This window comes from Cohnella thailandensis, assembly GCF_014212135.1.
In the GTDB taxonomy this organism is placed as follows: domain Bacteria; phylum Bacillota; class Bacilli; order Paenibacillales; family Paenibacillaceae; genus Cohnella; species Cohnella thailandensis.
Map to the genome: position 1 here is coordinate 104,544 of NZ_JACJVQ010000003.1, position 25,982 is coordinate 130,525.

The following is a 25,982-nucleotide window of genomic DNA, read 5'->3' on the forward strand; positions in this document are numbered from 1 at the left end:
AAGACTCGAAACAGGGGGTTTCCGCATGTTAAGGCGCAATCGCTCGTTTGCCAAAATGTTCGCTTCGTACGGCTTGTCCGCGTTCGGGGATTACTTCGATCTCATGGCGGTCTCGATTCTTCTCGGCTTCATCTGGAAGGCCGATGCGATGACGGTCGCGCTCGTGCCGATCTCCTACGCGGTGCCCGGCATCCTATTCGGACAATTCGCGGGAATCGCGGCGGACTGGTGGAACAAGCGGAACCTTATGATCGCCGCCGACCTCATTCGCGCTGTACTTACCGTTCTATTGATCTTCGCCCCGAATCCGGGCGTTCTGCTCGGGCTCATTACGCTTCGCGCGGCCGTCCGCGTCTTCCATTATCCCGCCCAGCAGGCCATGACCCGGAGCGTCGTCGACGCCGGGCAGCTTCTTCAAGCGACTTCCTTGAACGGCGCCGTCTTCCAGCTGTCCAAGATCCTGGGACCGCTTCTGGGCGCTTCCGTCGCGACGGCCGTCTCTCCCGCCGGCTGCATGGCGGTGAACTCCGCCTGCTACGTCCTGTCCGCGCTGCTGCTCGCTTCGGTTCCGGCGCGTCATGGACGCGTGAGCAAGGCGACGGCCCCGCTCGCCGGAATGGCCGCCCTGCGCTCGGCTTGGAGCGAGGGCTGGCGAATCCTGCTGCGGAGCCGAACGCTGCTCGCTAGCGTAGGCTTCTGCCTGACCGGCCTGGCCGGCATTCAGCTGATCGACGCCCAGCTTGCCGTTCTGCTGCGCGAGGTCGCTCCCGACAAGCCCGAGCTGATCGGCTGGATCGTCACCGCGATCGGAACCGGCGGACTGTCCGGCGTCGCGTGGCTCCACCGCTACAAGCAGCTCCATGCCTACGGCTGGCTGCTGGGAGGAGGCGCGGCGCTGATCGGCCTGATGTTCGCCGCCGCGGGAATGTTCCGGCCGGAGGATCCGCTCTGGCTGCTCCTGCTCGTCTTCTTCGTCGGCGGGGTCGGGACCGGACTCACCTCCACCGGCATGAACTACATTCTGCAGAAGGAAACCCCGCCGGACGCGATCGGCCGGGTAAGCGGCATCTTCGACTCGTTGTCCAGCGCCATCTTCATCGTTGCTCCGCTCGCGGGCGGCCTGCTGATCGGTTGGCGGGGAGCTCCCGGCACTTTTATGACCGTGGGAATTCTAGTCGGGTTCATCGGGCTGACGGGGATCGTCCTTCAGAGGAAGCTTTGGAAAAGGGTCATCTATTCGAACGATTAACCCCCCCCCTTATCGGCGAACCACCGGAATCCAAATCTCGCTCCGGTACTTCGGCGAGGACGTGTCCTTCGACTCGTTCCACAGAATCTCCGGTCCCGGCGCCAGCTCATACCCGGAGGACGGGAACCACTCCGAGTAGATGCGTCCCCACACGTCCTGCAGCGCGCTTGGGAATGGACCGACCGCCTCGAATACCGCCCACGTAGATGCCCCGACCTCAAGCTTCGCCAAGCGTTCCGGACATTCTTCCGTCGTCGCGGCGCCGATATAATGATCCAGCTCCCCCCACTCCTCCATTCGACCCTCGTCGAAGTTCGCGGAAGCGCTGATCAATCCTATAGGCTCGACATTCGACAGCCTCTTGAGCAGATCGATCGTTTCCATGTCCAGGCTGGCCCACATGGCGGCAATCTCCGGGTTCACCCCTTCGAAGACGATCGGAACCCTCTTCTTAAGTCCTACGATGCGGAATGCTTCCTTGTCGACGATGCGATAATTCATTCCGTTGCCTCCCTGAATCGAAAGTCGGAAGGTCATGGGCGGATACGCCTTAAGCGCGCGGCCGCTGCCCCTGGCTTCGGACGGGGTCATTCCGTGCAGCTGCTGGAACGCCCTCGAGAACGAGTCCGGCGAATCGTACCCGTACTTGATCGCCAGGTCGATGACCCGAATGCCGCTACCTTGCAGCTCGAGCGCGGCAAGGGTCAGCCTGCGGCGGCGAACGTACTCCGACAATGGAACTCCCGCCAGGAAAGAGAACATCCTCTTGAAATGATATTCGGAGCAGAGCGCCCGCAGCGCCGCTTCCCGGTAATCGATCTCGCCCGCAAGGTTCCGTTCGATATAGGCAAGCGCGTCGTTCATATGCTTCAGCGAATCCATGTCCTGACCTCCTCTACCATTAAGGTAACGGAATTGCGGCGGAAGCGTCCGACAATCCGTGCACCGTTATGCGGCCTTCCCGTTAACGGCATTATATCATCCGTAAGCGGCAAGAAGGCCCCTTGCGTTATTCGCAAGAGGCCTTGGCCGAGAGGGCAAGCGATTAAAACTTCGCCCTAATATCCTTCAGATACTTGATCACGACCGCGGCGGCGCCTACGAAGTAAGCGGCCTTCACGATCCATTCCGTCTCGTCCATCGTCGAGAATCCCGCCAGCATGAGAAGCGGCAGCACGTAATAGACGATATCTTTCAAGTAGCCGAGCACGGGCTCGTTTAAGCTGGAGATCGTGTTTCCTTTGAGCGATTGGAAGAGCCCGGCCAGGAAATCGACCGCCATCGCTCCCAAAGCGACCCATAGGGCGACTTCCATCCAATACGTCAGCGCAACTGCCATACCGTATCATCCTCTCCTACATAGAATAAGTTTCTTGTAGCAATGTATGTCGGAGAGGACATGCTTGTGAGGGCGGGAGCTTAACTGCAGCTATCGCGGATCGATTCCAAGCATCGCTAACCCCAGCCTCACGCTGGAATGCCCCCTTTTCTCCATCAGATAGCTTGCGTATCCCCTCATGATGAGACTCGGCGCTTCGAGAGGCAGCCGGAAAAGCCTCCGAGCCTCGAGGTAAGGCTGAACGATCGAAAGAGGGAGAAATCCGAAGACAGAGCCTTGCAGGAGCATCGTCAGCATAGTGCCGGAGCGGTTCGTATGCAGCGAGGAAGGTAGCCGGGTCCGACCAGGCTCGCGAACCGTTCCGGGAACGGGGCTCCCCACTCGATATGGCAGTAGTTCGGGGAGTAGAAATCCGCGATCGTTCCTTCTTTTGCCGATACCAACACGATCTCGTCCTCGAATAACAGCTCGCTGGATACCTTCGGATGCTCGGGAGGGTCGTATCGGATCACCACGTGCACGGTGCCGTCCAGCAGAAGGTCGCGGATCATGTAACCCCTATAGCCCATTAAGACGGCACCGCATCCCTACGGGACGGTGCCGTCTTTTTCTTTACGTATACATTCTGATAGTACCTTTTTACCACATGATTATGTGATATATTGGATATATAGGATTATGACGAATAATGTCGAACGATCTTATCGTGGGATATTCCTGGCCTTAAGGAGTGAGATAATGTACGCTATCCGCTATAAGGCGGTTCCCTTTATTATCGGTTTGCTAGCCGTCCTCCTCGCCCTTTGCCCGTTAACGGGGCATGCCGAGTCTGACGAAAGCGAAACGGTTATGATTAAAGAATGGGAAATCCAATGGTTTAACGATAAAACGCAAACAAGCGGATCTCCATCCCTTGACGATCCCTGGCTCCACGTTAACGTCCATAAGCCGACTACGACGGTTCCCCAAGGATATAACGGAGCATGGATCCATGTAACCATTCCGCCGACCTCTAAATGGCTGACTCCCGGGCTTCTCATCGAACATATGTACGGGCTTCACATTTCCGTTTATGAAGACGGACTTCTCTTATACGATTCCAAACGGAATTCCATCTTCGATAGAAACACTCTGCTGCTAGCACTCCATTCGAAACCTCAATCCGCCGATTTGTATATTCGCGTTGCATCCATGGACCGGGCGGGAATCGTCAGTGCCGTCCATGTCGGCGATTTCTACGAGTTGTCCAAATCCTATAACCGCAAGGAGCTTCCAAGCCTGCTGCTCGGGGCTTCTATCGCGTTCCTATCCATCCTGATGCTGTTGATATCCGGATATCTCAAACGCCAACAACGCGGAGCCTGGGTGTCCCTTAGCCTCATAGCGTTGGCGACGAGCGTCTTGATTATCATGTATTCTACTTTGCCGTTCATTTATTTCCCCGAAATAGGAAAAATCCTTCAGTTTTTATTTGATACTTCGATGCTCGTTGTCTTTCCCGCTCTTCATTTTTATGTGGCTTCCATCTTTGACGGCAAGCTTGTCTTCTTCCGCAGGTTCGGCAAATGGTTTGCGGGCTACTCCGTATTTGGTTTTCTTATCTTGATTCTTAACGGAATCATAGGCGAATCCTTCTTTTTCTATTATAAGCTGTTTACCTTTTGGTTATTGGCTCCGATGATTTTTATTCATTTGCTTCTGGTTCTAAGCCATTCCGTCATTCAATCCGTTCGGGGGAATAAAGACGGCATCATCGTTTCCCTTGGTTTTCTTGCTCTAGCTGTCTCGGGCGTTGCCGACCTGGTAACGATCTATACAAGCGATACTATGCCTCTCGTGTACCGATGGAAGATCGGGATCGTGTTGTTGATAGTTTCCCTCGTAATCGTGCTCGCGCGGAAAATTTCGGCCGACCACCAGAAGCTCTTGGCCTATTCCAAGGAACTGGAGTTGTTTAACCATCAGCTGCAGCGAACCGAGAAACTGGAATTCGTAAGCGAGCTCGCCGCTTCAATCGCGCATGAGGTTCGCAACCCGCTGCAAGTCACCAGAGGCTTTCTGCAATTGATCTCCGCCAGATCCAACGAAGTCAACAAGACCCACTTCTCCATGGCGATCAACGAGTTAGACCGGGCCTCAATGATCATTACGGATTTCCTTACCTTTGCCAAGCCCGAACTAGACTCTATCGTTGCCTTAAATCTTAAAGAGGAGCTAACCACCGTAGAGACGATCATGAGCCCTTTGGCCGCAATTAACGGAGCGGTCTTCCAAGTCAAAGTGCCGGACCAATTGCATATCCTCGGCAACCCTTCAAAGTTCAAGCAAGCCTTCATGAATATCATCAAGAACAGCATCGAGGCCTTGCAAGATAACGGAATCATTGAGATCGATGCGAAGGAGGAAAATTCAATGGCGGTCATTCGTATCGCGGATAACGGGGAGGGGATGGAGAAGGAGCAAGTCGCCAGATTGGGAGAACCGTATTTCTCGACAAAGACGAAAGGAACCGGACTTGGTTTAATGGTTACGTTCCGTATTATCGAAGTCATGAACGGGACGTTGGAATTCCGAAGCGAGAAAGGAAAAGGAACCGAAGCTTGGATTCGGTTCCCGCTTACGCACCCAAACTAGGTCCAAGTGTACTTGACCGAATTATCCGCCGAAGCCGCATCCGGAGCCGGAGGAATGACCAGATAATAGCTCGAGGAAGTCTCTTCGACGACCTTCAGCTCGACATCCGCCGGCACGTCGATGCCGAATTCTTGCTTGATCGCGCCCTTGGGGTCGGCAAGCAACAGCTTCTTGAATTCCGGATCTTCCCATGCCTTCTTGATAATTTGCACTTTCAACGATTCCACGGACATTGGCTACACGACCTTCCTAGGCTAATTGGACTACTTCTCTATGTTACCATAATTTCTCTTTTTTCGTCATAGAATTATTTGAATCGACATAGTAGGTTACAATCGACGCATGACGGCCGATCCCTTATCCCCGGAAGCCCAGGCTGCCAATGACTCCGTTCCCAAATATAGTCTCGTAGGCCCTTTGCATAGGCGCAGAGGGCCTGGTTACTTAGAACGATATTCGCTGTAAACGTTCGTGGACGGATGGGAGACCGCCCCTCATTACGATGAAGGCTTGCACAGCCTGACTTGGTCTCTTATCGCCCACGATATTTATCAGAATCAAATCATCAATTACAACATTCGCTTGCTGACTAGAGAAGGCTACATATCCGCGATCCTGGTTTGCGATCCCGACCGGCTTGCGTCATCGAGAGCGCGGATGGAATCCGACGTTCTTGGCGGGCTTGCCATTAAGGAAGGAAGCCGCTACGAGGACTTCGACGCCTCGACGGATAAAAAGTCGAACATGGGGCTTGCGGCATTGGTCGTAGGCGGCGCCGGTCTGGCCGTAGCCAAGAAGGCGGGCCTGCTCGCGGTCATCCTGATCGCCCTCAAGAAATTCGGCATCGTCATTGTCGCGGCGGCGGCGGGACTCTGGCGGTGGCTCCGCGGCAAGTCCAAAGCCAAAGCTAATGCCAATGCCAATTCCAATGCGAGCACGACTCCTCGAGACCAGGAATCCACGGCTTCGAAGGACGGATAACCTCGACGATATCAACGCTTCATAGCCGCAACAAGGCCCCCTGCGAGCAGGGAGCCTTGTTTTTTTGCGAACACATTGCCGTATTATGCGCCAACTGCTTTAAAGCTTGAATCTATCCACTAAACCTTGCAGTTGAACGGCCATTTGGCTCAAAGAGGACGAAGACGAAGAGATCTGTTCCATGGAAGCCAGCTGCTGTTGCGTGGATGCCGACACGGTTTGCGCGCCGGCCGCCGCCTGTTGGGACACCTTCGAGATGTCCTCGATCGCTTTCACGACTAGAGCCGTTCCTTTGGCGATCTCCTCGGCCGAATGAGTAACGCCTTGCACTTGGCAGCGCACTTCGTCGACGGAAGCCTCGATCTCGGTAAACAGCCTTCCCGCCGTCTCGACGACTTCGATCCCTTCGTTTACTTCATCCATGGCCGATCGCATCGAGACTTGGACGTTGGCGATCTCCGCCCGGATAGCGGAGTTCAGGGAAGCGACTTGCTTCGCCGACTTCGCGGACTGCTCGGCGAGCTTCTTCACTTCGCCCGCCACGACGCCGAAGCCTTGGCCTTCTTCTCCGGCCCTCGCCGCCTCGATAGCCGCGTTCAGAGCCAGAATGTTCGTCTGCTGGGAGAGATCCGAGATCACGCCGATGGTCTGGCCGATCTCCAGGGAGGTTGCGACCAATCGATCGATGACCTCCGCCAGCCCGTCGACCGAGCCGCTGATCGAACTCATCTGCCGGACGGCGTTCCGAATGGCTTCCCCGCCTTCCGCGGATCTCGCCGCGACCTGTCTTGTCGTATCGGCGGCGGTATGCGCGCTGCCGACGATCTGTCCGATTCGATCCGATACCTCATGGATCGTTCGCGAGCTATCCTCTACCCGGTTCGCCTGCCGGGCGGCTCCGTCCGCCATCCGTTCGATTGCCGCCACGATATGGTCCGCCGCCGTCGCGGTCTGACCGGCGCTAGCCGATAGCTCCTGCGAAGAAGCCGTCAACTGATTCGAGGAGTCCGCCACTTCGGACACGACGGACCGGAGCGAATCGACCATGCGATTGAACGCCGCCCCCAGCTCCCCGAACTCATCCTTCGCCTTCACATCCGCTCGCCGGCTTAAATCCCCTTCGCTGATCACTTGGGATGCTTCCGTTAAAGCCTTGAGCGGCCTCGTAATCGATCGGATAATCAAATGAATGAGGCCGGCGCCGATCACCGTGAAGATCACGATGACGATCAACGTATTATTCAAAATAGGGGAGGCCGCATTCGTTACTTCGCTCGGCGAACGGTCGCCCGCGATTTTCCAGCCGGTCAATTCATTCGTGATGTAGATCAGATGCCTGGAATCTCCCTCCGGAGAAACCTGATCGATCTCGCCCGAATCTCCGTCGAAGAGAACCTGCTGCCCGCCGGAACCGTCGGCCGGCGGCGCCTCCGCCCCCTCTGCAGGCACGTCGCCGCCTTGCTGCCCCGTTCCTCCCACGCCCCAAGGAGGAGAGACGATGTTGGCGCCGCTGGAGCTGAAGATGACGATAAAGCCGTTCTCCCCGATCCGGACCCCGCCAACGATGTCGCTTAGTCCGGTCAAATCCAGAACGACGGAGACGAACGATCGACCGTCGTCCGAGGCTTTGGCGAGCGCCACGACCGTATCTCCCGAATCCTCCGACGTATAAGGCTCGGTTAGAACGACCTCCCCTTTGCTATTCATCGCTTGGGCGTACACATCGCTCTCCATGAAATCGGATGCCGTCTGCACGCTGCTCGTCGAATAGAAGGACGCTCCATCGTCCATGACGGCCGTGACCGATTCCGCTTCGGAATGGCTCTGGGCGTAGGCATCCAGCAGCTCGCTTGCCGGCATATTCGACAGCTGCCGCGACAACTGGTTCACGTCCGATATTTTCTCTTGTATGTATTGATCGACCAGGTCGCTGACGAGGGCAATATCGGTCGTCGCCATGCTTTCCAGCTGCTCGTCCACTTTATCCTTGGCCGTTATGTATCCGAACGTTCCGATCGCCAGGCTCGGCAGCAGCAGAATCAGCAGGAAGGAAAGCACCAATTTATTCCGGACCGAGCCGATCTTCAACTTGAATTTGGAAGGGTTAAGCTTAGAGGCAATATTCATGGTAGAGGTCTCCTTCATTCCAACGGTTTCCCGATTATAGACCTCCAAAGCTGAATTCCCGCTGAAACCCGTCTAAAGAATCCATGAAAATAATGCCATATTAAGAAGAGCCTTCTCGCGCCCATGGCGGTCGAAGGCTCTTTCGCGCAACTCGCTTGATTACGGAATAGGAACGTATACCTCTTCCCTATTCGCCTCTTCTTCGAATCGATGATCGATCGACGCTTCTTGAATGTAACCATATGCCCAATAAGCAGGCGGGACATCCTTCCATTGCTGCGGCGCGCCGGACAGCGGGCCTCTGCCCAATAGCCGATCGATCATCGCGACCGCTTCGGCGCGCGTCAGCTTGGCGTTCGGACGGAACGAGCCGTCCTCGTACCCTGTTACGACACCGGCGGCTTGCGCCTTACGAATAGATAGAGCCGCCCAAGTGCCTTCGGTGTCGGGGAATCCGAAGCCGCCGTTTGCATCGAGGGTCAGAAGCCGCGAGAGAACGCTCGCCATCTCCGCGCGGGTGATCGGAGCATCCGGCTTGAAGCGGCCGTCCGTGTACCCGCTCATCAGGCCCATTCGGGTCGTCCGAACGATCTCGTCCTGCGCCCAGTATCCCGCTGCGATGTCGGAATACGCTCTAGCTTCATCATTCTCGCCACGATCGATGACACGAGACAGAATTGCCGCCATCTCCGCTCGCGTCAGATTCCGTTCAGGTCCGAAGGTTCCGTCTCCATAGCCGAGAATGAAGGCTATGTGTTCTTCCAGGTCCTTCGGCAGATTCAGGACCGTGAAAGTGCCGAACTTATCGACGGAAATGCGGAAGCCTAGTTTGCCTTCGGCATCGTAATCGACAACCTTTCCTGGAATTAGCTCCTTCGTCCCGTCTTCATGTTCGACGAACGCGATCAGTTCCTCCTCGTCGGTCGGCGTCCCTTCCAATGGCAAGATGAGATCGATCTTGCGGTCGGACGAATTCGACTCGATCCGGACAGGCTTGCCGGCGGCATCGACTTCGGCGCCGGCTCCCCCTGCTGCTTCTTGTGTCAACGCATCCGTCTTCGCCTTGGAGACGACTTCCTTTCGGACTTCTTCCTCCAGAATCGGAACGATTCCGAACGTCCAATCCTCCGTCGCCCCTGCGAACGAATTGCCGGGGATATAGATTCTGGCATGGACGGATTGGATCTCCGCGTTCGTCCCGCTGTCCGACAACAGCTTGGCCGTCTCGTTCGCAAACATCACGCTCAAGTAACGCGCCTTGCCCTTGTCGTCCGGGAAGACAAGCTTCCCGTAATCCGAACCAAGCTCCTTCAGCCTGCCGAAGGCTTGGGCCGCCTTCCCGGCGGACAGCGGAACCCGATCCTCGTACAGTCCGTCTACGATCGTTCGATTCACGACTGCGGAATCGACGGTCGTGCCTCCCTTGCCGTCGACGATATCGATGGTTATGGCCGAACTGGCAGGAGGCGAGGCAGGCAACGCTGTCCACTGGGCGTATAAGGTCACATGACCCGAGACGATCGTCGAAGCATCAAACGAGGCCCCGCTTCCATCCGCCGCCGTATTCCATCCGTCGAATCGGTATCCGGCCCGGCTAGGCGGAGCCGGCAGCGTTCCCGCCGACGAGCCGTAAACAACCGTTAGAATCGAGGGGTTCGCCTCCGCATCGCCGCCGTTCTTGTCGAACGTCACCGTATAAGAGATCGGAGTCCATTGGGCATATAACGTCAAGTCCGTAGTGACCGCCTCCGAGAAGTCGTACGGTATCGTTAGGGCCTTGTCCATATACCATCCGCCGAACGCATGGCCTGTCTTCGTCGGAGCCGACGGCTCCAACGCCGCATCCCCCGAGTTCACGTTCAGAGAGGCGACTGCCGTTCCGCCGTTGCTCTCGAAGCTTATTTCGTAGAAGGCAACGGGAGAGTCCGTTGGCGTAACCTGAATTTCGTTGGACACCACCGCTTCCGATGAGGTTTGAGCCAGTACCGCGAAGGTATAGGTCGTACCGTTCGTCAGACCGGTTACCTTATAGACCGTCCCGGTCACCGAGTCGGGAGGAACGACCCCGTACGCGTCCCTTCCGGAACGTCTATAAAGGCTGTATGTTAAGGCACCCGGCACGTCCGTCCAAGTTAATGTCGCTTGACCGTCGCCGGCCGCGGCCGAAAGAACGGGCGATGCCAAGGTCCATTGAGCGTATACCGTTATATCCCCCGTAACGACCGTCGGCGCTCCGAAAGCCGTACCGCTGCCATCCGCGAATGTGTTCCATCCGAGGAAGCGGTACCCTGCCCGGCTAGGCGGGGTCGGCAGCGTTCCCGGCGACGAGCCGTAGTTCACCGTCAAGGAAGCCGGGCTTGCCTCCGTGTCTCCGCCGTTCTTGTCGAACGTAACCGTATACGGGATAGGCGTCCACTTGGCGTAAAGGGTCAAATCCTCGTTAACGGCGGCGGAGAAGTCGTAGAGTGTCGTAAAAGCCGCGTCCGCGTACCATCCGCCGAACGTATGGCCTGTCTTCGTCGGAGCAGCCGGCTCCGCCGCGACATCCCCCGGGTCTACGTTCTGTGCGGCAACAGCCGAACCGCCGTTGCTCTCGAAGCTTGCCTTATAGAAAGGGACCAGCTTCCGGACCACGCCGGCGTTTGCATCCGAGAAGAGCAAATGCCCGTCTCTATCGAAGTCCATGAATTGCATGGCGGTCATCGAGGCCATGGCGGCTTCGCCTCCGTCGCCGGAGTACCCCGGCGTTCCCGAACCCGCTATCGTGCGGATAACGCCTGCCGGATCCACCTTGCGGATATAGTACTCTTCCGAGATGTACAAATTCCCTTCTCCGTCGAAGATTATTCCCAACGGTGAAGCGAGCTGCGCCGAAACGGCCGGCCCCCCGTCGCCGGAGTGCCCCCTGCTCCCGGATCCGGCGTATGTGTCGATAATCCCCGTCGCCTTATCTACCCTCCGTACCGTTCCGGTTCCCACATCGGCGACATACAGATTTCCGTCACCATCGAACGCCAGTCCTTGCGGATTTATAAATCTGGCATCAAGAGCGGAACCGCCGTCGCCCGAATAGCCAGAGCTGCCGTTGCCCGCCACCGTGCTGATCTTCCCCGTAAGGTTATCCACCCGGCGTACCACGTGGTTACCGCTATCCGAGAAATACAGATTGCCGTCCTCGTCCAATGCCACCGCGGTCGGGATATCCAACAAGGCCGAGGTCGCTGGGTCTCCGTCCCCGGAGTAGCCCTGAGAGCCCAGAGAGCCGGCCACGACCGAGACGGTTCCGGACGGCGTTCGTTTAAGAATGGTATGTCGTCCGGTATTGGCGATATATAGATTCCCGCTATCGTCGAAGACAATGCCTGTTTGCCAGAACATCAAAGGGTCCGTTATCGTACTGATCGTCCCCGAAGCATCCACCTTCCGCAGGGTGCTGTTGTTTCGTTCCGATATGTAGAGATCCCCCGCAGGGTCTACCGCTATTCCGATAGGGGAGTACAATTGCGCGGAAGTCGCCGGCCCCCCATCCCCGATGCTTCCGGGCGTTCCGTTCCCTGCCACCGTGCTGATGTAATAATGGTTCGCCGATGCCGCGGCGCTGTCCATCCAGCCGCCCGGCGCCAAAGGAATCCATCCCGTCGTTCCCAGCAGGACGGCGATGAAGACGATCAACGCGTTTTTCCACCGGAACCCGGTTCTTCTGCCCATAGTTTTCTCCCCCGATTCTGTGACTCCTTATTGCATAGATAATTTTAAACAAAATTCGGCAATTTAACTAGATATGTCAAATAGTTCGACAGACCCAAATATGCCGGCCGATCAAAATTTCAAGAAAACCGTTTACCGCCGGGCTAGTTATCTGTTAAAATAATTCAAATGAAATGCGATGAAGAGAAGAGTAGGTAACAAGGATTCTTTCCCAGAGAGCTCCGGTCGCTGTGAAGGAGCAAAGAACCCGTTATCGAAAAAAGACTCTGAGCAGCGCGCCGGAACCGGTCCGATGGATGCGGGGGTGGCGCGACGGGAGCTCCTGTTACAGAGCTAGAGTATAAGCCCGATTCGATCCGGCCGTACTCGAAGAGGCGGACATGGCGACATCTCCGCGAATCTGGGGTGGTACCACGGGAATCCAATCTCGTCCCTAAGACTGGAAGCAGTCTTGGGGGTGGGATTTTTTTATTGTTGCAAAAGAAGTCCGGAACACATGTAATAGGAAGTAAAGAAAAGTGTCGAAAAGAACAACTTGAGGGGAGATAAATCGAATGACGCAAGTACTGAAGGTCGGCATCGTCGGCGGAACGGGTATGGTAGGGCAACGGTTCATTCAACTGCTGGATGGGCATCCTTGGTTTAAGGTAACGGCAATCGCGGCCAGCGCAAGCTCGGCGGGCAAGACCTACGAGCAATCCGTGCAGGGCAGATGGAAGCTCGCCACTCCGATTCCGGAGGAAGTGAAATCCATCGTCGTGCAAGACGCTTCCAAGGTCGAAGAGGTCGCCTCCGGCGTCGACTTTATTTTCTGCGCGGTGGACATGAAGAAGGATGAGATCAAGGCGCTCGAGGAAGCCTATGCCAAGACGGGAACGCCCGTCGTCTCGAACAACTCGGCTCACCGTTGGACGCCGGACGTCCCGATGGTGATTCCGGAGATCAATCCGGGCCACCTCGAAGTGATCGAAGCCCAGCGCAAGCGCCTGGGAACGGAGACCGGCTTCATCGCCGTCAAGCCGAACTGCTCGATCCAGAGCTATGTTCCGATGCTTCACGCGCTGCAGGAATTCCAGCCGAAGACGGTCGTCGCTTCGACTTACCAAGCGATCTCCGGGGCAGGCAAGAACTTCTCCGACTGGCCGGAGATGCTGGACAACGTTATCCCTTACATCGGGGGCGAAGAGGAGAAAAGCGAGCAAGAGCCTCTGCGCATCTGGGGGACCGTGGAGAACGGAGCGATCGTCAAGGCGAGCGAGCCGCACATCACGACTCAATGCATCCGCGTTCCGGTAACGGACGGCCACCTCGCGACGGTATTCGTCTCGTTCGGGAAGAAGCCTTCGAAGGAACAAATTCTCGAAGCCTGGAAGGGCTACAAGGGACGTCCGCAGGAGCTCGAGCTCCCTAGCGCGCCGAAGCAGTTCATCACGTACTTCGAGGAAGAGAACCGTCCGCAGACGAATCTGGACCGCGACATCGAAGGCGGAATGGGCGTCTCCGCAGGCCGACTGCGCGAGGACTCCCTGTACGACTTCAAGTTCGTCGGCCTCTCCCACAACACGCTCCGCGGAGCGGCGGGCGGCGCGGTTCTGATCGCCGAGCTGCTGACGGCGGAAGGATATATTAAGGCGAAGCAATAAGCCGACACGGCAATGCAGCGCGAAGAAGGCCGGAGTCCTCGAGTTCGAGGAGCTCCGGCCTTTATTATGGTTTCGCTAGTCGTTGGACGGCATGCGCTTTAAGGATCTTGCGGAGGCGGCGAGCGCCGCGAGCATGGCCGTCGCGGTGACGATAACCGTCAGCCAGACGGCTCCTTGGCCATCGCCCGGAGAAGCGGCGCCGGCATTCAGGCTCTCGGCCGCGAGTCCGGACAAGCGGCCGGGGTTCCAGCTCTGCTCGAACGGAAGCGAGCTTGACGCGATGGAGAGCACGGCGGCCGTCGCCAAGGCCCCGAAGGTCGCCGCGGCGGCGCTTCGGAGCAGAGAGCTGAACAGCAGCGCGAGCGTGCCGACGAAGCCGAGCCAAAGCGCGAATAGCAGCGCGCTTTGCACGACCTCTCCCCATCCTACGGAGTCGAAGAGGCTGGCCGTATAATACCAGGCGGCACCGTAGCCGGCGGCGAACGACAATACCGCGAGCAAGAGAAGGGCCGCCCATTTCGCCGTCACGAAGGACACGTGCGAGACCGGTTTGACAAGAACCATCGCGGCCGTTCCCGAAGCTTTCTCGCCCGAGATGGCTCCCATGCCGGATAAGGCGACAAGCAGCAGGCCGATGACGCCGAATTGCGAAAGGGCGCCGGCCATGACTTCGAACGGCTGGGGAGTCGGAATCCGAATGACGGCGCCCTCGGGCATATTGCCCGCGCTGGCGAGAATGTCGGGCATGAAAAAGGTAGCGATCGGCTGGGAAGCTCCGAGCACGATAAAGCCGATGGGCAACCATATGATGCGATAGCTGCGGAGAATCTCCAGCCATTCTTTGTTAAACAGCACGAACCATTGTTTCATGAGTGAGCCACCGCCTTCAGGAACAGATCCTCGAGAGTCGTGTAGCCGACCTCCAGCTTCGTTACGCGAACGTCCGCGTCGGCCAGCTCCCGGATAACCGTTCGGCGCGCCGTCTCGAGATCCCGAACGATAAGCCGGGCTCCCGCCGGCGTCGCCGATGCGGCTTCGAAGCCGGCCGGAAGCCGCTTTAGCCAGCCTTCGAGCCACTCCTTGGAACGGGAATCCCCCTCGGTCTCCAGCGACATCATCGGCTGCCGGTTCGCCTCGCGAATGCCGCTCAGCGAGCCTCCTTCCGCGAGACGCCCCGCGCTCATGATAAGAACATCGTCGCACAGCTCCTCCGCGTCATGGAGCACATGCGTCGAGAACAACACCGTCGTCTCGCTCTTCAGCTCCCCGAGCAGCGTCATGACCTCGCGCCGGCCGATCGGATCGAGCGCGGAGACGGGCTCGTCCAGGATGAGCAGCTTCGGCCGGTGGATCAGCGCCTGCGCAAGGCCGAGCCGCTGCTTCATGCCGCCGGAGTAGCCGGAGATTCGGCGCTTGCCGGCGGCGCCGATGCCGACGCGCGCCAGCAGCTCGTCGCTTCTAGCGTAGGCCTCCTTCGCCGAGAGCCCGCACAGCCGGCCCGCGTAGACGAGAAATTCGCGCCCCGTCATCCAGCCGTAGAACGCCGGAGTCTGGGGCAGGTAGCCGATCCATGCCCTAAGGTCCTGGCCCGGCTTCATCCCTTCAAGCCGAATGGCCCCGGAGGACGGCTGCAGCAAGCCCGTCAGCATCCGGATGGTCGTCGTTTTGCCGGCGCCGTTCGGGCCCAGCAGAGCGACGCAACGGCCCTCGCCGATGGCGAAGCTGATGCCGTCGACCGCCAGCGTGCCTTCGAATCGTTTGGTCAGCCGATCTACCGTAAGCAGCGCCATCGTTAATCCGACCTCCTGCCGAACAGGAAGAAGGCGATCGGGCCCAGCAGGTTCACCAGCACGATCACGATCGCCCAGAGCCACTTCGGCCCTCTCGTCCTGTCCGCTTTAACCAGCACGGTAAGAGCAACCGCGATAAGGATTAACTGCACGATAAGCAAAGGGACGATCAGGGAGATCCATTGAGAATTCGTTAGATTATCCATTAGAGTTCAAGCCTCCTAGTCAGCGTCTTTTCCTGCGAACGATCAACCAGTAGAAAAGAAGCGGCATAGGGCATTGGATCAGCCCCCAGATCGCCCAGAACCACGGGTATCGGCCGCGCTTCCGCGCGTCGGTATAGAGCCAGGTGGATTGGCACAGCATCAGCGGAATGACGGCCGCCAGAACCCAGATTTTCACGTCGTCCATTCGCGCTTCGCCTCCCGGTTCTTGCGGGATGAGACGGCCAGGAAGAGAACGGCGCCCGCTACCGCGAGAGCTTGCAGGACCGCGAACGCGATGACATTCCATCGATAGAGGAGAATCATCCCGCTAATGACGAGGATGCCGAGCAGCCACAGCATGAAGAGGTCGCGCCATAGCTTGCGGCCGGACTCCTCCCGGTGGCGGGTCACCAGCGCCTCCAGCTCCAGAAGATGCGGCACGGACGGCTCGATTCTCTCGTCCCAGCCCCTTAACGGCTCGCCAAGCAGCTCCTCGAACGCCTTCGCCTCCTCCGCTTCCGTCGCTCTCTTCTCCGGCTGCGTCTTGCGGAATCCCTCGTCTTTTCCCGTATCGCCGCTATTTCGTTCCAGTCTGCGTCCCGTCATCGTCGTTCAACTCCTTTCTCAGTCGGCTCAAACCGTTGTGCAGCCTTGACCGGACCGTCCCGAGCGGAATGTCGAGCCATTGGGCGATCTCCTCGTACGAATAACCGTAATAATGCTTCAGCATGATCGGCACTCGTACGTCCGGCGGCAGCCCGGCCAAAGCGTCGAGCGCGCTCGGCCACTCCTCCCGGGACATCGCGGCCTCGAAACGAATCGCCTGAAGGGCTTGCTCGTCCGATTGCCACTTGCGCTCTCTCCCCTTGCGCCGCATCTCGTCCATGTACAATCTCGTCGCGATGGAGATGAGCCAGGTCGAGAACTTCGCTTTCGCCTGGAAAGTCCCGATCCGCTCGATCGCCTTCAGCATCGTCTCCTGCACGAGATCCTCCGCCAACGCCTTATTCATCGTGATCTTGAGCATGTATTTGTAAAGCAGGGCGTAATGGTCGTGCAACAAGCTGGCCAGCGCCTTCGTATCGCCCCGGACGGCTAGTCGGATCTGGGCAGAGGCTTCAAGCTCGTTCGTGCTCATGACAGCCGGGGCTCCTCTCGGATAGTTAAATAGAAACAGCGTCTCTCGTTCGCAACCGGTCATAGGACGCTCGAAGGGTCGGAAAAGTTCACGCGGGATCGGAAATGATTTTTCCATTTTCCAGGATATCTACTTTGAATTATTTAAGTTTACTTAACTATTAAGCCAGTTTATAATTTAGATATCGAAGAGGTGATTTCCTCCATGGACCAACAAACCGCAGCCATCTGCATGAGAATCATCGATATCTCCAACGAGCTCAGCGTTCTCTTCCTAGAGGACATCAAACGAATTCTGGAAGGCGAGCATACGGAACTATCCACGAAACAGAAAATCCTGCTGGAGCTCATTCGCACGGGAAGTCGAACCGTCAACGAGATCGCGGCCTACTTCTCCATCACTCCAAGCGCGGCAAGCCAACTGGTTTCCAAGCTGGAGAAGCAGGATTACGTGACGCGCGAGATCAATCCGAACAATCGGCGGGAGATCATCGTAGGGCTTGGCGAGAAAGGACGGCAGTACATGACTTTGCTCGATGAGTTGCAGCTGTCCCTGGTCGAGAAGTATTATGCCAAGATGCCCTTGCCCGACCTTCGTAAGCTGCTGGAGTTGAACGAGAAGCTGTATGCGATCGCGTCGGAGACCCGGAAGACGGACTAGTCCCTCCTTCTTCCCGCTCAATAGTTAAGTTAACTTAATTTTTAATAAAACTAAAATATGGAGCGTGAATTCGCATGGATAGTCTCGTTCTCAACCTTAAGGATGGCAGAAAACTCGGTTATGCGGAATACGGCGACCGTTCGGGCGTTCCCGTGCTGTTTTTCCATGGAACTCCCGGCTCAAGACTGCTGTTCCTGGACGACGATCCCGCCTGTATCTCCCTGGGCATTCGGCTGATCAGCTTGGATCGCCCCGGGTTCGGTCTCTCGGACCCAAAGCCGGGCCGCACCCTTCTGGATTGGACGGACGATGTGCGGGAAGCCGCGGATCTATTGGGACTGAAGAAGTTCTCGGTCATCGGCGTATCCGGCGGAGGAGCTTATGCGGCCGCTTGCGCTTACCGGATCCCGGAACGGCTTCATTCCGCCGCCTTGGTGTCCAGCATCGCGCCTTTTGCGGATGGCAAGCCGCCGAAGTCGATGTCGCGCGGGAACCGGATCGCGTTCTTCCTAAGCCGGAAGTGGCCGGGAGTGCTGAAAGCCAATTATCGGGCGCAGAAAAAGTTGATTTCTAAACGGCCGGAAGCGTTCAAGAGAAGCTTGCTTGCGGAAGGGAAGCGGATGAACGAGTGGGATCGAAGGTTTCTTAGAACGGATGAGCAGTTGGAGAGCTTTATACTGCACCTCGGCGAGGCCATGCGCTCCTCCGTGGACGAATGCGCGAACGAACCGGCTCTGATCGCTAAACCGTGGGGATTCCAATGGAGCGACATGAAGGGTCCGATCGACATTTGGCACGGCGAGATCGACACGATGGCTCCGGCGAGCGAGATCCGTAAGCTGGCGCCGAGCCTAGCCGACTGCAAAGCTCGCTATGTTGCTGGGGCCGGGCATTTTCTTACCGACGACGAGGTGATTTGGAGAGATATTCTGAGCGCGATTAGGGAGCGCGTTCAATAGAAAGGCGCGCATCTATAAGAGATACGCGCCGATCAATCTATTTCCTCAGAAGAAGATACAAGAAGTACGGCCCGCCGATCAGGGCGACCATGATGCCCGCCGGGATGCCGGCCGGCTCGACGAGATGCCGCCCGACGGTGTCGGCGAACAAGAGCAGCCATCCGCCCATGAGGACGGCGACCGGAACATAGATCTGATGGCGGCGGCCGACGATGGCCTTGGCGATATGCGGAGCCATCAGGCCGACGAACGCGATGCCGCCCGTAACGGCTACCGCCGACGAGGCCAGGGCGACGGCCGTCCCGAGCAGAAGCAGCCGCTCCCGGTTGACGGAGACGCCAGTTCCGACGGCTATCCCTTCATCCATCGCAAGCAGATTAAGCGTATTCGACTTATAGAGCGTGTACGGCAGCAGAACGACCAGCCAAGGCAGGAGAGCCAACACGAACGGCCAATCCGCCCCCCAGATGTTTCCAGCCAGCCATTTTGCGATAAAATCGACCTTGCGAGGATCGGTGGAAGAGATCAGGACGACCATTAAGCCGTTTAAGGCCAGCGCGAAACCGATACCGACGAGAACGAGCTTGACCGGTTGCAATCCCGTCTGCTTGGAATAAGAGAACAAGTAAATGATGGCGGCCGTAGCCAGCGCTCCCAAGAAGGCGACAAGCGGGAGCACATAAGCGAACGAACTCGGATCGACAGGGAGAAAAAGATAGAACGTTGCGATCGCCACGCCGGCTCCCGCATTAATGCCGATGACGCCGGGATCGGCCAAGTCGTTTCGCGTTACGCCTTGCAGAATGGCGCCGGATAGAGCGAGAGCCATGCCGGCCAGCAGCGTAACGACGATTCGCGGCAGCCGGAAGGAGAACAGCACGAGATGCTCCTTGGCGGTCCCATGCCCGAACAGCGTCGCAAAAAACCGATCGAACGGAAGCGCCCCGGAACCCAGGCTAGCCCCGACGATGATCGTCGCCGCGATGAGCAGCAGCAGGCTTAGGATAACGACGGCTTGCTTCTGAAGCTTGGCAGTCCGGATCATGACAGCGACTTCACCCCTTTACGAACGACGAACAAGAAGAACGGAAGCCCGAGCACCGCGATGATGGCGACGACCGGCGTCTCGTACGGAGCAAAAATCGTACGGCCGAGCGTGTCCGCCATCAGCATGAACGCCGCTCCCCAGATCGCCGACATCGGAAGGACCGCCCGATAATCGGTTCCGAACATCGCCCTGACCATATGGGGAATCATCAGGCCGACGAACGCCATATTGCCGACGAGCGCGACGGAGGCTCCGGCCAGCAAAATAATGACGATATAGAGGAAAGCTTTCACGTAGGCCGTTCGAAGCCCCAACCCGACGGCGGCTTCTTCGTTCAAGCTTAATATCGTCAGCGGCTTGGAGAAGGCGACGGCTACAAGAAGAGCCGCAGCGATAACGGGGCAGATCGATTGAACTTGTTCCCAATTCGTGCCGATAAGTCCTCCCGACGTCCACATCGTGACGTCCTTGGACGTCTTGAACAGGAGACCGATGCCGTCCGCGACGGCGTACAGAAAGGCCGATATGGCCGATCCGGCAAGCACGATCCGGAAAGGAGACATGCCCCCCTTCTTAATCGTGCCAATCCCGATCACAAGCAGCATGCCAAGCGCCGCCCCGACGAAGCAGACCAACATGATTCCGGAGTAATTCAACGAAGGGATCATGGCGACGACCACGGCAAGCGAAGCGTTCGCGCCGGCGGACAGTCCGAGAAGCCCGGGATCCGCGAGCGGGTTGCGCGTCAGCCCCTGCATGATCGCTCCGGCCACCGCCAGCGCGGCTCCGACGAGCACGGCGGCGACTTCCCGCGGATAGCGGATCTCCCGCAGCATCGCTACTTTATCGTTGTCCCCGCCTTGGTTAAATAGGACAAGCCATAGCTCTCGCATGGATACATCCTTCGCGCCGAGCAGCATGGCGAGCAAAAACACGACCGCAAGAGCCGCGACGCTAAGTACGGCTTTAAGGGCAAAAGACTTGGGCTTCCGACTGCCACTCATGTTGCTATTCCTCCTCCAAGGTCATAAAGGGCGAGAAGAAGACCGAGGCAGCCTCCTATTGCAGAGGCATCTCGGCCTTCTTCACCAGCCCGTTATAAAGCGAACGCTTATTTCAGGAAGGCATCCTTGAAGATGTTCAGCAAGTATTCGAGCGTCGTCGGATCGCTGTACGTGGAAGCTTCCGTGTCGATCTCGATAAGATGTCCGTTCGCCACGGCAGGGATCTTCTTCCACGTGTCCGTCTCCATGAAGGAGTTGTCTCCCGAGGCGCTTCTGCTGAGGACGATATAATCGCCGGCATAATCGCTGAGGACTTCAGGGGACAGCGTGTAGTAGCCTGCTCCCAGCGCATCCGCCTTGACCTTCTCCGGCATGTTCAATCCCATGGCTTGATACAGGATTTCCGTTCCGCGGGCCCATGCGTCGCCGAACACGTAGAAGTTCTTGGAATCGGTCTCGAATACCGATACCGTCGCGCTCTCGCCGATCTTCGCCTTGATCTGATCGCCAATCTCCTTGGCGCGCTTCGTGAAGTCGTCCGCCCAAGCTTGCGCTTCCGCTTCCTTGTTCAGCATCTTGCCGATCTCGATTTGCTGCTGCAGGTAGTCGAGTTTGCCCCACGTGAAGGCAACGGTAGGAGCGATCTCCTTCAGCTTATCGATGCTCTTGCTGCTGGCATCGACGATGATCAGATCCGGATCCAGTTCGATGATCTTCTCGAGGTTGTCCTCGGAGACGACTTCCACTCCCTTAAGCTTCTCGGTGAAGTGAGGGCTCATGTTCGTCCACTCGTCGACGCCGACAAGCGTGCCTCCCATCGAGATGACGTTCGGCGCGTATCCCAGAGCGACGATGCGCTGCGGATTCGCCGGAACTTCGACAGGGCCGGTCTCGGATTGATAGGTAATCGTGCCGGAAGCCGCGTCGGACTCGGACGGGGAGGCCGCCGGTTCGCTCGCGCTTGCGCTCGGGCTGGAACCGGAGCTCGCGCTTGGAGACGCTGCGCCGTTGTTGTTATTGGAGTTGTTGCCGCAAGCGCTAACCAAGATGACGGTTAACACGAGAAAGATTGGAAGAAGCCATTTTTTGCTCATTTCGAGACCCCTTTATTATTTAATTGATATTGATTATCAATTGCACACGTAAATTAATATACTGCCATTCCTTTGGGTTGTCAACGCAAAGGAGCCGTCCCGACAGCAATTCTTTCTTGCTAAGCAGGCGACTCGTTTGAGGGGAATTTCGTTTCAATGGAAATAGGGCATAAAGGAGGTCCCTTATGCCCTATTTTCTCACCGCGAAGCCTTAAACCGCTTCCAGGCACCGATCCCGGAACTGCTTGCGCTTCTCCGCGTCGAGGCCGAACTCCTGCTCGAGGAACGCTTCCACGCTTCCGTAGCGCTCGTCGATGGCGGAGAAGACGGCCAGCATCGTCTCGCGGCGCAGCTCGAGCCCGGCAACGAATTGTTCCACTTGCTCGGCCGGAAGATGGGCGGCCAGCTGCTCCTTCATGCTCTCGTTCATCGGAGCCAGCGTGCGGTTGGAGATCAGATAGTCTTCGATAATCGTCTCCCTCGGAACGCCGAGCGCGAGCAGGATGAAGGCCGAACCGACGCCCGTGCGGTCTCTTCCCCCGGCGCAGTGGTGAAGAAGCCCGAGGCCGTCCGCGTCCGTGACCGCCTCCATCAGCCTCTTGAAGGACGGGTTGCCGAAGGCCATATCCAGGTACATCGTATCGAGGAAACTTCCGTTAGCCATTTCCTTCATATGGAGCTTGATCATCTCTCGCACGTCGGCGGGTACCTCTTGGGCAATGGCCGGAAGGTGAATGTTCGTCACGCCTTCGAAGACCGGATCCGGCTTGGCCGACGCCTCTTGAGCGCCGCGATAATCGAATATCGTCTTGACGCCGAGCGAACGGAACAGCTCCTTGTCCTTCTCGGTCATTCCCGTCAGCTCGGCGGCGCGGAACAGGATGCCGTATTTGACGCGGCGGCCGTCCTCCGTGGCATACCCGCCCATGTCGCGGAAGTTCAGGACCCCTTCGAATGGCAGAACGCGATCGGCCAAATCAGGAAAAGCAGTGTTTGCGTACATAAAAAATTCCTCTCTCTCGGTAAGTTGGTTTAGGCGTACTTGCGCCCGGTCGGGTTCGGCTGCTCTTCCGCAACCTGCTGCTGATACATCTGGCTTTCTTTACCTTCATAGATAAGCGCCGCGTGGTAGTCGGTCAGCGCCTCCGGCGGCCCGTCGAACACCATCTTGCCGTTCTTGATGCCGATGATCCGGCTCGCGTATTGCTTGGCGACCTCGACCTGGTGGAGATTGACCAGACAGGCGATGCCTTGCTCGGTGCAATTGCGATGTATAGCATCCATGACGACCGCGGAGGACTTCGGGTCGAGCGAAGCGATCGGTTCGTCCGCCAGGATCAGCTGCGGCTGCTGGGCGAGAGCCCGGCAGACGCCGACGCGCTGCTTCTGTCCCCCGGACAGTTCGTCCGCTCGCTTGTAGACCTCGTTTTCCAACCCGACCTTATGCAGCAAGGCAATCGCCTTCTTCTTGTCCTCTTCGCTGTAGCGATTGAAGACGCCGGCGATGGAGCTCATATAGCCCAACCGTCCATGCAGAACGTTCTCAAGCACGCTCAGCCGGCTCACGAGATTGTAATGCTGGAAAATCATCCCGATCTGCGAGCGAACGTGGCGCAAATCTCTGGAATTCGCTTTCTCGACGCGCTGCCCAAGGAAATCGATGCTTCCCGAGGTCGGCTCGACCAGGCGATTGATGCATCGGAGCAGCGTGGATTTGCCGGCGCCGCTCGGCCCGATGACCGCGATGAACTCCTTGGACTTGACCTGCAGGTCGATGCCGTCCAAGGCGACCGTTCCGGCGTTGTACTTCTTCGTTAAGCCTTTGATCTCCAGTAGGATTGTCATGGCTTTCCCTCCCTTGCCCGCGATCAGCGAGCCTGACTATTGAGCCGTTTGCGAATTTGATTGGTCATCATTTCAAGCAGGAACAACGTGATGAAGACGACGAGAATCCCCATGAGCAGCGGTGCGAACTCGTAGTAGCTGATGTACTCCTGCAGCAGAACGCCGATCCCTCCGGCTCCGACCATCCCGAGGATGACCGTCTCCGCGACCGTCATCTCGAAATTAAAGGCGATGAGCGCCAGGAAAGTCGTATACAGCGTCGGAATCGCGCCGTTGCACACCACGTGCCACCAGGTTCCCCCGAGGGCCCGGATCGCTTCGACCGAATCTTTGCCCGCCTCGTCGATCTGCGCCGTGAACGACTTAATGAGGAAGGAGGTCGTGGGAAAAAGCAGCCCGAGAACGCCCGCCATGGAGCCGAAGCCCATGCTGGCCACCGCGAGCAGCACCCAGATCGTCGTCGGAATGGTGCGGATGACGACCACGATGACTCGCAGCACTTTGGCGACATGGCGATTCGGCGCCGTCGTGTCGGCGATGACGAAGGACAGCAGGAGCGCCACGATCACGCTGATGACGACGCTTAGGAAAGCGATGATGACGGAGGTCAGCAGCTCGGTCAGCAGCTTCGGCAGATCGTCCAACGAGATTTGCAGGAATTGCTTCGCGATATCGGGAATTCGGGCGATCCCTTCCGCGAACTGCGTCGCGCTAAGATTGAGATAGAACAAGCAAGGGACGAACAACACGATCATGACGAGGAAAAACAGACGTTGATTTCGTTTCGTCGCTTTATGTGAAATCGGTATTTTCATTAGAGTAGACGCTCCCTTATGCGCTGGGTCACATATTCGACGACCAGGATCATAATAATCATGATCACAACGACGGTAGCCGTGCTGCTGTATTGGAACAGGTCCATCGTCAGCTTGATTTGGGAACCGATCCCTCCCGCTCCGACGATTCCAAGGATGGCGGAGGCGCGAATGGTGATTTCGAACATGAACAGCGTCCAAGAGATGTAGCCGGGCATGAATTGCGGAATGATCGCCTGCCTCAGTTTCTGCAGGTAAGTGGCACCGGTCGCTTCGACGGCCTCCACCGCATGCTTGTCGATCTCTTCGATCGATTCGGCATATAAGCGGGAGAGGAAGCCGATGCCGAGAAGAATTAGCGCGAAGATGCCCGGCATCGTTCCGACTCCGAACAAGACGACCAGAATGGCGGCCCATACGAGAAAGGGCACGTTGCGGATAAACGAAATGATGCTGCGCAGCACGACGCGGACGACCGGATGAGGCGACGTGTTGTGAGCCATCAAGAACGCGATAATCAGGGCGATGACGGAGGAGAGGACCGTAGCCACGACTCCGAAAGCCAAGGTGTCGAGAACGGGCTGTAGATATTTCGATAAATCGTCGAGATTAGGCGGCATGAAGTCGACGAACAGGAAGTTCAGGAACAGCGGAATCCCGCTTAGGAATTCCATGATGTCGAATTCGATAAACCATACCGAGAACAGGGTTGCGGCAACAAAGAGGAGAAGCGACAGAAGCCGCTTCGCCTTCCTTTGCCGCGCCAGCATTTCAGCGCGATTCATGAGGGGTTCTCCTCTTCGTTGGATTCGTGGGGAGCTCGGTTATTGCAGCAATTCGTCGGAGCTGAGCTTCAGGTCCTTCGCGATCTGGCGAAGATGGTCGTAGTTGCTGTCGTTCGCTTCCACGAACTTGGCGCCCGTCATGCCGAGCATGGAGAAGTATTCCGCGTTGTCGTAGCTAAGCAGGAATTCCTTGACCTTCGTCTTCACGTCGTCCGGAAGGTCGCCGCGGATGCCGATGGCCGTACCCGGAAGGGATTCGGATTCGGCGATGACGCGAAGGGAGCCCTTCTCGATAACGCCTTTCTCTTCCATCATGTTGATGACCATCGGGGAAGAAGCGGCGGCGTCGTATTGGCCGCGAGCGGCGCCGATAATCGCCTTGTCATGGCCGCCGGCGAATTGTACGTCCTTGAAGAAGGAGTCCAATTCATCGACGGAGATGCCGAGTTCGTTGACGATCGTGTATTTAGGAAGCAGGTGGCCGGTCGTGGAGACCGGATCGACGAAGCCGAACGTCTTGCCCTTCAGGTCGGCGACGGTCTGGATCGGCGAATCCTTCGGAACGAAGATGACGGAAGCCGGGCCGTTCGCCATGGACGGAATCGTAATCTCGGCGACCGGTTCTACCTTCGCGCGATCTACGGCTACGATATAAGAGAAGGGTCCGAACATCGCATAATCGGCCTTGCCGTTCTTCATCGCTTCGATCGCGGCGTTGTAGCTGTTCGCTTTGATGGACTCGACGGGAACTCCCAGCTTCTCGGACAGCTTGTCTTCGAAGTCCTTGTTCAACTCTTGGGCTTGCTCGTCGGATTCCTGCGGCAGATAAACGACGGTGAATTTATCCAGCTTGCCGCCGTTGTTCGAGCTGCAGCCTGCCAGGATGGCGATCAGCAGAAAAGCGGATAAGATGAGCAGTAGAGACTTTTTCAAGAATGGTTCCCCCTCGATAATTAT

At 57.4% G+C, this 25,982-nt stretch carries 26 protein-coding genes and 1 other annotated feature; of the genes, 6 read left to right on the forward strand and 20 right to left on the reverse strand.

All coding sequences use genetic code 11. The features are described from left to right. Positions 1 to 25 precede the first annotated feature (25 nt). Entirely contained in the window at positions 26 to 1,249 is a 1,224-nt protein-coding gene (locus tag H7B67_RS02825) for an MFS transporter (RefSeq protein ID WP_185118283.1), read from the forward strand. A 9-nt stretch (positions 1,250 to 1,258) separates the two neighbouring features. On the opposite strand, the gene H7B67_RS02830 is transcribed toward H7B67_RS02825, so the two are convergent. From H7B67_RS02830 to H7B67_RS02840, 3 genes are all read right to left on the reverse strand, one after another. Continuing rightward, entirely contained in the window at positions 1,259 to 2,131 is an 873-nt protein-coding gene (locus H7B67_RS02830; RefSeq protein ID WP_185118284.1) for an AraC family transcriptional regulator, read from the reverse strand. A 163-nt stretch (positions 2,132 to 2,294) separates the two neighbouring features. Continuing rightward, entirely contained in the window at positions 2,295 to 2,588 is a 294-nt protein-coding gene (locus tag H7B67_RS02835; protein ID WP_185118285.1) for a hypothetical protein, read from the reverse strand. Between the two features lie 290 nt (positions 2,589 to 2,878). Continuing rightward, the gene (locus H7B67_RS02840; RefSeq protein ID WP_185118286.1) at positions 2,879 to 3,157 is read right to left on the reverse strand and encodes a LysR substrate-binding domain-containing protein; all 279 of its coding nucleotides are present in this window, start codon (positions 3,155 to 3,157) and stop codon (positions 2,879 to 2,881) included. A gap of 169 nt (positions 3,158 to 3,326) precedes the next feature. Between H7B67_RS02840 and H7B67_RS02845 the strand changes: the two genes are divergently transcribed. After that, on the forward strand, positions 3,327 to 5,222 hold the full coding sequence (locus H7B67_RS02845) for a sensor histidine kinase (RefSeq protein ID WP_185118287.1): 1,896 nt from the start codon (positions 3,327 to 3,329) through the stop codon (positions 5,220 to 5,222). Here the strand turns inward: H7B67_RS02845 and H7B67_RS02850 are convergent. Continuing rightward, the gene (locus H7B67_RS02850; RefSeq protein ID WP_185118288.1) at positions 5,219 to 5,455 is read right to left on the reverse strand and encodes an NHLP leader peptide family RiPP precursor; all 237 of its coding nucleotides are present in this window, start codon (positions 5,453 to 5,455) and stop codon (positions 5,219 to 5,221) included. The two genes, H7B67_RS02845 and H7B67_RS02850, sit on opposite strands and share 4 nt — an antisense overlap. Before the next feature lie 238 nt (positions 5,456 to 5,693). Between H7B67_RS02850 and H7B67_RS02855 the strand changes: the two genes are divergently transcribed. After that, entirely contained in the window at positions 5,694 to 6,203 is a 510-nt protein-coding gene (locus tag H7B67_RS02855; RefSeq protein WP_185118289.1) for a DUF2167 domain-containing protein, read from the forward strand. Between the two features lie 99 nt (positions 6,204 to 6,302). Here H7B67_RS02855 and H7B67_RS02860 read toward each other — a convergent pair whose 3' ends face one another. Together H7B67_RS02860 and H7B67_RS02865 are read right to left on the reverse strand one after the other, a co-directional pair. Next, entirely contained in the window at positions 6,303 to 8,330 is a 2,028-nt protein-coding gene (locus H7B67_RS02860; protein ID WP_185118290.1) for a methyl-accepting chemotaxis protein, read from the reverse strand. A gap of 159 nt (positions 8,331 to 8,489) precedes the next feature. Continuing rightward, positions 8,490 to 12,038 carry an InlB B-repeat-containing protein gene (locus tag H7B67_RS02865; protein ID WP_185118291.1) on the reverse strand — a complete coding sequence of 1,183 codons (3,549 nt, stop codon included), beginning with the start codon at positions 12,036 to 12,038 and terminating at the stop codon, positions 8,490 to 8,492. 169 nt (positions 12,039 to 12,207) lie between these two features. After that, positions 12,208 to 12,476, forward strand: a binding site (T-box leader). Positions 12,477 to 12,592: 116 nt separating this feature from the next. Here H7B67_RS02865 and asd point away from each other — a divergent pair. Further along, a complete protein-coding gene (asd, locus tag H7B67_RS02870) occupies positions 12,593 to 13,681 on the forward strand; it encodes an aspartate-semialdehyde dehydrogenase (RefSeq protein ID WP_185118292.1) in 1,089 nt (362 codons plus the stop codon). A gap of 75 nt (positions 13,682 to 13,756) precedes the next feature. Here the strand turns inward: asd and H7B67_RS02875 are convergent, their stop codons facing one another. From H7B67_RS02875 to sigY, 6 genes are read right to left on the reverse strand one after another with little or no spacing between them, the layout of a single operon-like run. Then, the gene (locus H7B67_RS02875; RefSeq protein WP_185118293.1) at positions 13,757 to 14,551 is read right to left on the reverse strand and encodes an ABC transporter permease; all 795 of its coding nucleotides are present in this window, start codon (positions 14,549 to 14,551) and stop codon (positions 13,757 to 13,759) included. Then, on the reverse strand, positions 14,548 to 15,471 hold the full coding sequence (locus H7B67_RS02880) for an ABC transporter ATP-binding protein (RefSeq protein ID WP_185118294.1): 924 nt from the start codon (positions 15,469 to 15,471) through the stop codon (positions 14,548 to 14,550). The genes H7B67_RS02875 and H7B67_RS02880 overlap by 4 nt, the downstream gene beginning before the upstream one ends. 2 nt (positions 15,472 to 15,473) lie before the next feature. Next, positions 15,474 to 15,677, reverse strand: a complete 204-nt coding sequence (locus H7B67_RS02885; RefSeq protein ID WP_185118295.1) for a PLD nuclease N-terminal domain-containing protein — start codon at positions 15,675 to 15,677, stop codon at positions 15,474 to 15,476. 19 nt (positions 15,678 to 15,696) lie between these two features. Beyond that, positions 15,697 to 15,882, reverse strand: coding sequence for a sigmaY antisigma factor component (locus H7B67_RS02890; RefSeq protein ID WP_185118296.1), 186 nt, complete (start codon positions 15,880 to 15,882; stop codon positions 15,697 to 15,699). After that, positions 15,870 to 16,283, reverse strand: a complete 414-nt coding sequence (locus H7B67_RS02895) for a YxlC family protein (RefSeq protein ID WP_185118297.1) — start codon at positions 16,281 to 16,283, stop codon at positions 15,870 to 15,872. The genes H7B67_RS02890 and H7B67_RS02895 overlap by 13 nt, the downstream gene beginning before the upstream one ends. After that, positions 16,255 to 16,815 (reverse strand): RNA polymerase sigma factor SigY, encoded by a 561-nt coding sequence (gene sigY / locus H7B67_RS02900; protein WP_185118298.1) that lies wholly within the window; start codon positions 16,813 to 16,815, stop codon positions 16,255 to 16,257. Before sigY ends, H7B67_RS02895 begins: the two co-directional genes overlap by 29 nt. 204 nt (positions 16,816 to 17,019) lie before the next feature. Between sigY and H7B67_RS02905 the strand changes: the two genes are divergently transcribed. Together H7B67_RS02905 and H7B67_RS02910 are read left to right on the forward strand one after the other, a co-directional pair. Beyond that, positions 17,020 to 17,475, forward strand: coding sequence for a MarR family winged helix-turn-helix transcriptional regulator (locus tag H7B67_RS02905; RefSeq protein WP_185118299.1), 456 nt, complete (start codon positions 17,020 to 17,022; stop codon positions 17,473 to 17,475). A 74-nt stretch (positions 17,476 to 17,549) separates the two neighbouring features. Further along, the gene (locus H7B67_RS02910; RefSeq protein ID WP_185118300.1) at positions 17,550 to 18,434 is read left to right on the forward strand and encodes an alpha/beta fold hydrolase; all 885 of its coding nucleotides are present in this window, start codon (positions 17,550 to 17,552) and stop codon (positions 18,432 to 18,434) included. Between the two features lie 37 nt (positions 18,435 to 18,471). On the opposite strand, the gene H7B67_RS02915 is transcribed toward H7B67_RS02910, so the two are convergent. From H7B67_RS02915 to H7B67_RS02950, 8 genes are all read right to left on the reverse strand, one after another. Next, positions 18,472 to 19,479 (reverse strand): FecCD family ABC transporter permease, encoded by a 1,008-nt coding sequence (locus tag H7B67_RS02915; RefSeq protein ID WP_185118301.1) that lies wholly within the window; start codon positions 19,477 to 19,479, stop codon positions 18,472 to 18,474. Next, positions 19,476 to 20,486, reverse strand: coding sequence for a FecCD family ABC transporter permease (locus tag H7B67_RS02920; protein ID WP_185118302.1), 1,011 nt, complete (start codon positions 20,484 to 20,486; stop codon positions 19,476 to 19,478). The genes H7B67_RS02915 and H7B67_RS02920 overlap by 4 nt, the downstream gene beginning before the upstream one ends. Positions 20,487 to 20,593: 107 nt before the next feature. Then, positions 20,594 to 21,580: an iron-hydroxamate ABC transporter substrate-binding protein gene (locus H7B67_RS02925; RefSeq protein WP_185118303.1), complete on the reverse strand. Its 987-nt coding sequence runs from the start codon at positions 21,578 to 21,580 to the stop codon at positions 20,594 to 20,596. Positions 21,581 to 21,791: 211 nt separating this feature from the next. Next, a complete protein-coding gene (locus H7B67_RS02930; RefSeq protein ID WP_185118304.1) occupies positions 21,792 to 22,583 on the reverse strand; it encodes a tyrosine-protein phosphatase in 792 nt (263 codons plus the stop codon). A 29-nt stretch (positions 22,584 to 22,612) separates the two neighbouring features. After that, the gene (gene phnC, locus H7B67_RS02935) at positions 22,613 to 23,425 is read right to left on the reverse strand and encodes a phosphonate ABC transporter ATP-binding protein (protein ID WP_185118305.1); all 813 of its coding nucleotides are present in this window, start codon (positions 23,423 to 23,425) and stop codon (positions 22,613 to 22,615) included. 23 nt (positions 23,426 to 23,448) lie between these two features. Then, positions 23,449 to 24,240, reverse strand: a complete 792-nt coding sequence (locus tag H7B67_RS02940; RefSeq protein ID WP_185118306.1) for a PhnE/PtxC family ABC transporter permease — start codon at positions 24,238 to 24,240, stop codon at positions 23,449 to 23,451. Further along, the gene (phnE, locus tag H7B67_RS02945; protein ID WP_185118307.1) at positions 24,240 to 25,025 is read right to left on the reverse strand and encodes a phosphonate ABC transporter, permease protein PhnE; all 786 of its coding nucleotides are present in this window, start codon (positions 25,023 to 25,025) and stop codon (positions 24,240 to 24,242) included. The genes H7B67_RS02940 and phnE overlap by 1 nt, the downstream gene beginning before the upstream one ends. Positions 25,026 to 25,064: 39 nt before the next feature. Then, positions 25,065 to 25,958: a phosphate/phosphite/phosphonate ABC transporter substrate-binding protein gene (locus H7B67_RS02950; protein ID WP_185118308.1), complete on the reverse strand. Its 894-nt coding sequence runs from the start codon at positions 25,956 to 25,958 to the stop codon at positions 25,065 to 25,067. Positions 25,959 to 25,982: the final 24 nt, after the last annotated feature.

Coding starts and splice junctions, on each gene's coding strand:
- H7B67_RS02825 (WP_185118283.1), top strand. CDS start 26: ATGTTAAGGCGCAATCGCTCGTTTGCCAAAATGTTCGCTTCGTACGGC.
- H7B67_RS02830 (WP_185118284.1), bottom strand. CDS start 2,131: ATGGATTCGCTGAAGCATATGAACGACGCGCTTGCCTATATCGAACGG.
- H7B67_RS02835 (WP_185118285.1), bottom strand. CDS start 2,588: ATGGCAGTTGCGCTGACGTATTGGATGGAAGTCGCCCTATGGGTCGCT.
- H7B67_RS02840 (WP_185118286.1), bottom strand. CDS start 3,157: ATGGGCTATAGGGGTTACATGATCCGCGACCTTCTGCTGGACGGCACC.
- H7B67_RS02845 (WP_185118287.1), top strand. CDS start 3,327: ATGTACGCTATCCGCTATAAGGCGGTTCCCTTTATTATCGGTTTGCTA.
- H7B67_RS02850 (WP_185118288.1), bottom strand. CDS start 5,455: ATGTCCGTGGAATCGTTGAAAGTGCAAATTATCAAGAAGGCATGGGAA.
- H7B67_RS02860 (WP_185118290.1), bottom strand. CDS start 8,330: ATGAATATTGCCTCTAAGCTTAACCCTTCCAAATTCAAGTTGAAGATC.
- H7B67_RS02865 (WP_185118291.1), bottom strand. CDS start 12,038: ATGGGCAGAAGAACCGGGTTCCGGTGGAAAAACGCGTTGATCGTCTTC.
- asd (WP_185118292.1), top strand. CDS start 12,593: ATGACGCAAGTACTGAAGGTCGGCATCGTCGGCGGAACGGGTATGGTA.
- H7B67_RS02875 (WP_185118293.1), bottom strand. CDS start 14,551: ATGAAACAATGGTTCGTGCTGTTTAACAAAGAATGGCTGGAGATTCTC.
- H7B67_RS02880 (WP_185118294.1), bottom strand. CDS start 15,471: ATGGCGCTGCTTACGGTAGATCGGCTGACCAAACGATTCGAAGGCACG.
- H7B67_RS02885 (WP_185118295.1), bottom strand. CDS start 15,677: ATGGATAATCTAACGAATTCTCAATGGATCTCCCTGATCGTCCCTTTG.
- H7B67_RS02890 (WP_185118296.1), bottom strand. CDS start 15,882: ATGGACGACGTGAAAATCTGGGTTCTGGCGGCCGTCATTCCGCTGATG.
- H7B67_RS02895 (WP_185118297.1), bottom strand. CDS start 16,283: ATGACGGGACGCAGACTGGAACGAAATAGCGGCGATACGGGAAAAGAC.
- sigY (WP_185118298.1), bottom strand. CDS start 16,815: ATGAGCACGAACGAGCTTGAAGCCTCTGCCCAGATCCGACTAGCCGTC.
- H7B67_RS02905 (WP_185118299.1), top strand. CDS start 17,020: ATGGACCAACAAACCGCAGCCATCTGCATGAGAATCATCGATATCTCC.
- H7B67_RS02910 (WP_185118300.1), top strand. CDS start 17,550: ATGGATAGTCTCGTTCTCAACCTTAAGGATGGCAGAAAACTCGGTTAT.
- H7B67_RS02915 (WP_185118301.1), bottom strand. CDS start 19,479: ATGATCCGGACTGCCAAGCTTCAGAAGCAAGCCGTCGTTATCCTAAGC.
- H7B67_RS02920 (WP_185118302.1), bottom strand. CDS start 20,486: ATGAGTGGCAGTCGGAAGCCCAAGTCTTTTGCCCTTAAAGCCGTACTT.
- H7B67_RS02925 (WP_185118303.1), bottom strand. CDS start 21,580: ATGAGCAAAAAATGGCTTCTTCCAATCTTTCTCGTGTTAACCGTCATC.
- H7B67_RS02930 (WP_185118304.1), bottom strand. CDS start 22,583: ATGTACGCAAACACTGCTTTTCCTGATTTGGCCGATCGCGTTCTGCCA.
- phnC (WP_185118305.1), bottom strand. CDS start 23,425: ATGACAATCCTACTGGAGATCAAAGGCTTAACGAAGAAGTACAACGCC.
- H7B67_RS02940 (WP_185118306.1), bottom strand. CDS start 24,240: ATGAAAATACCGATTTCACATAAAGCGACGAAACGAAATCAACGTCTG.
- phnE (WP_185118307.1), bottom strand. CDS start 25,025: ATGAATCGCGCTGAAATGCTGGCGCGGCAAAGGAAGGCGAAGCGGCTT.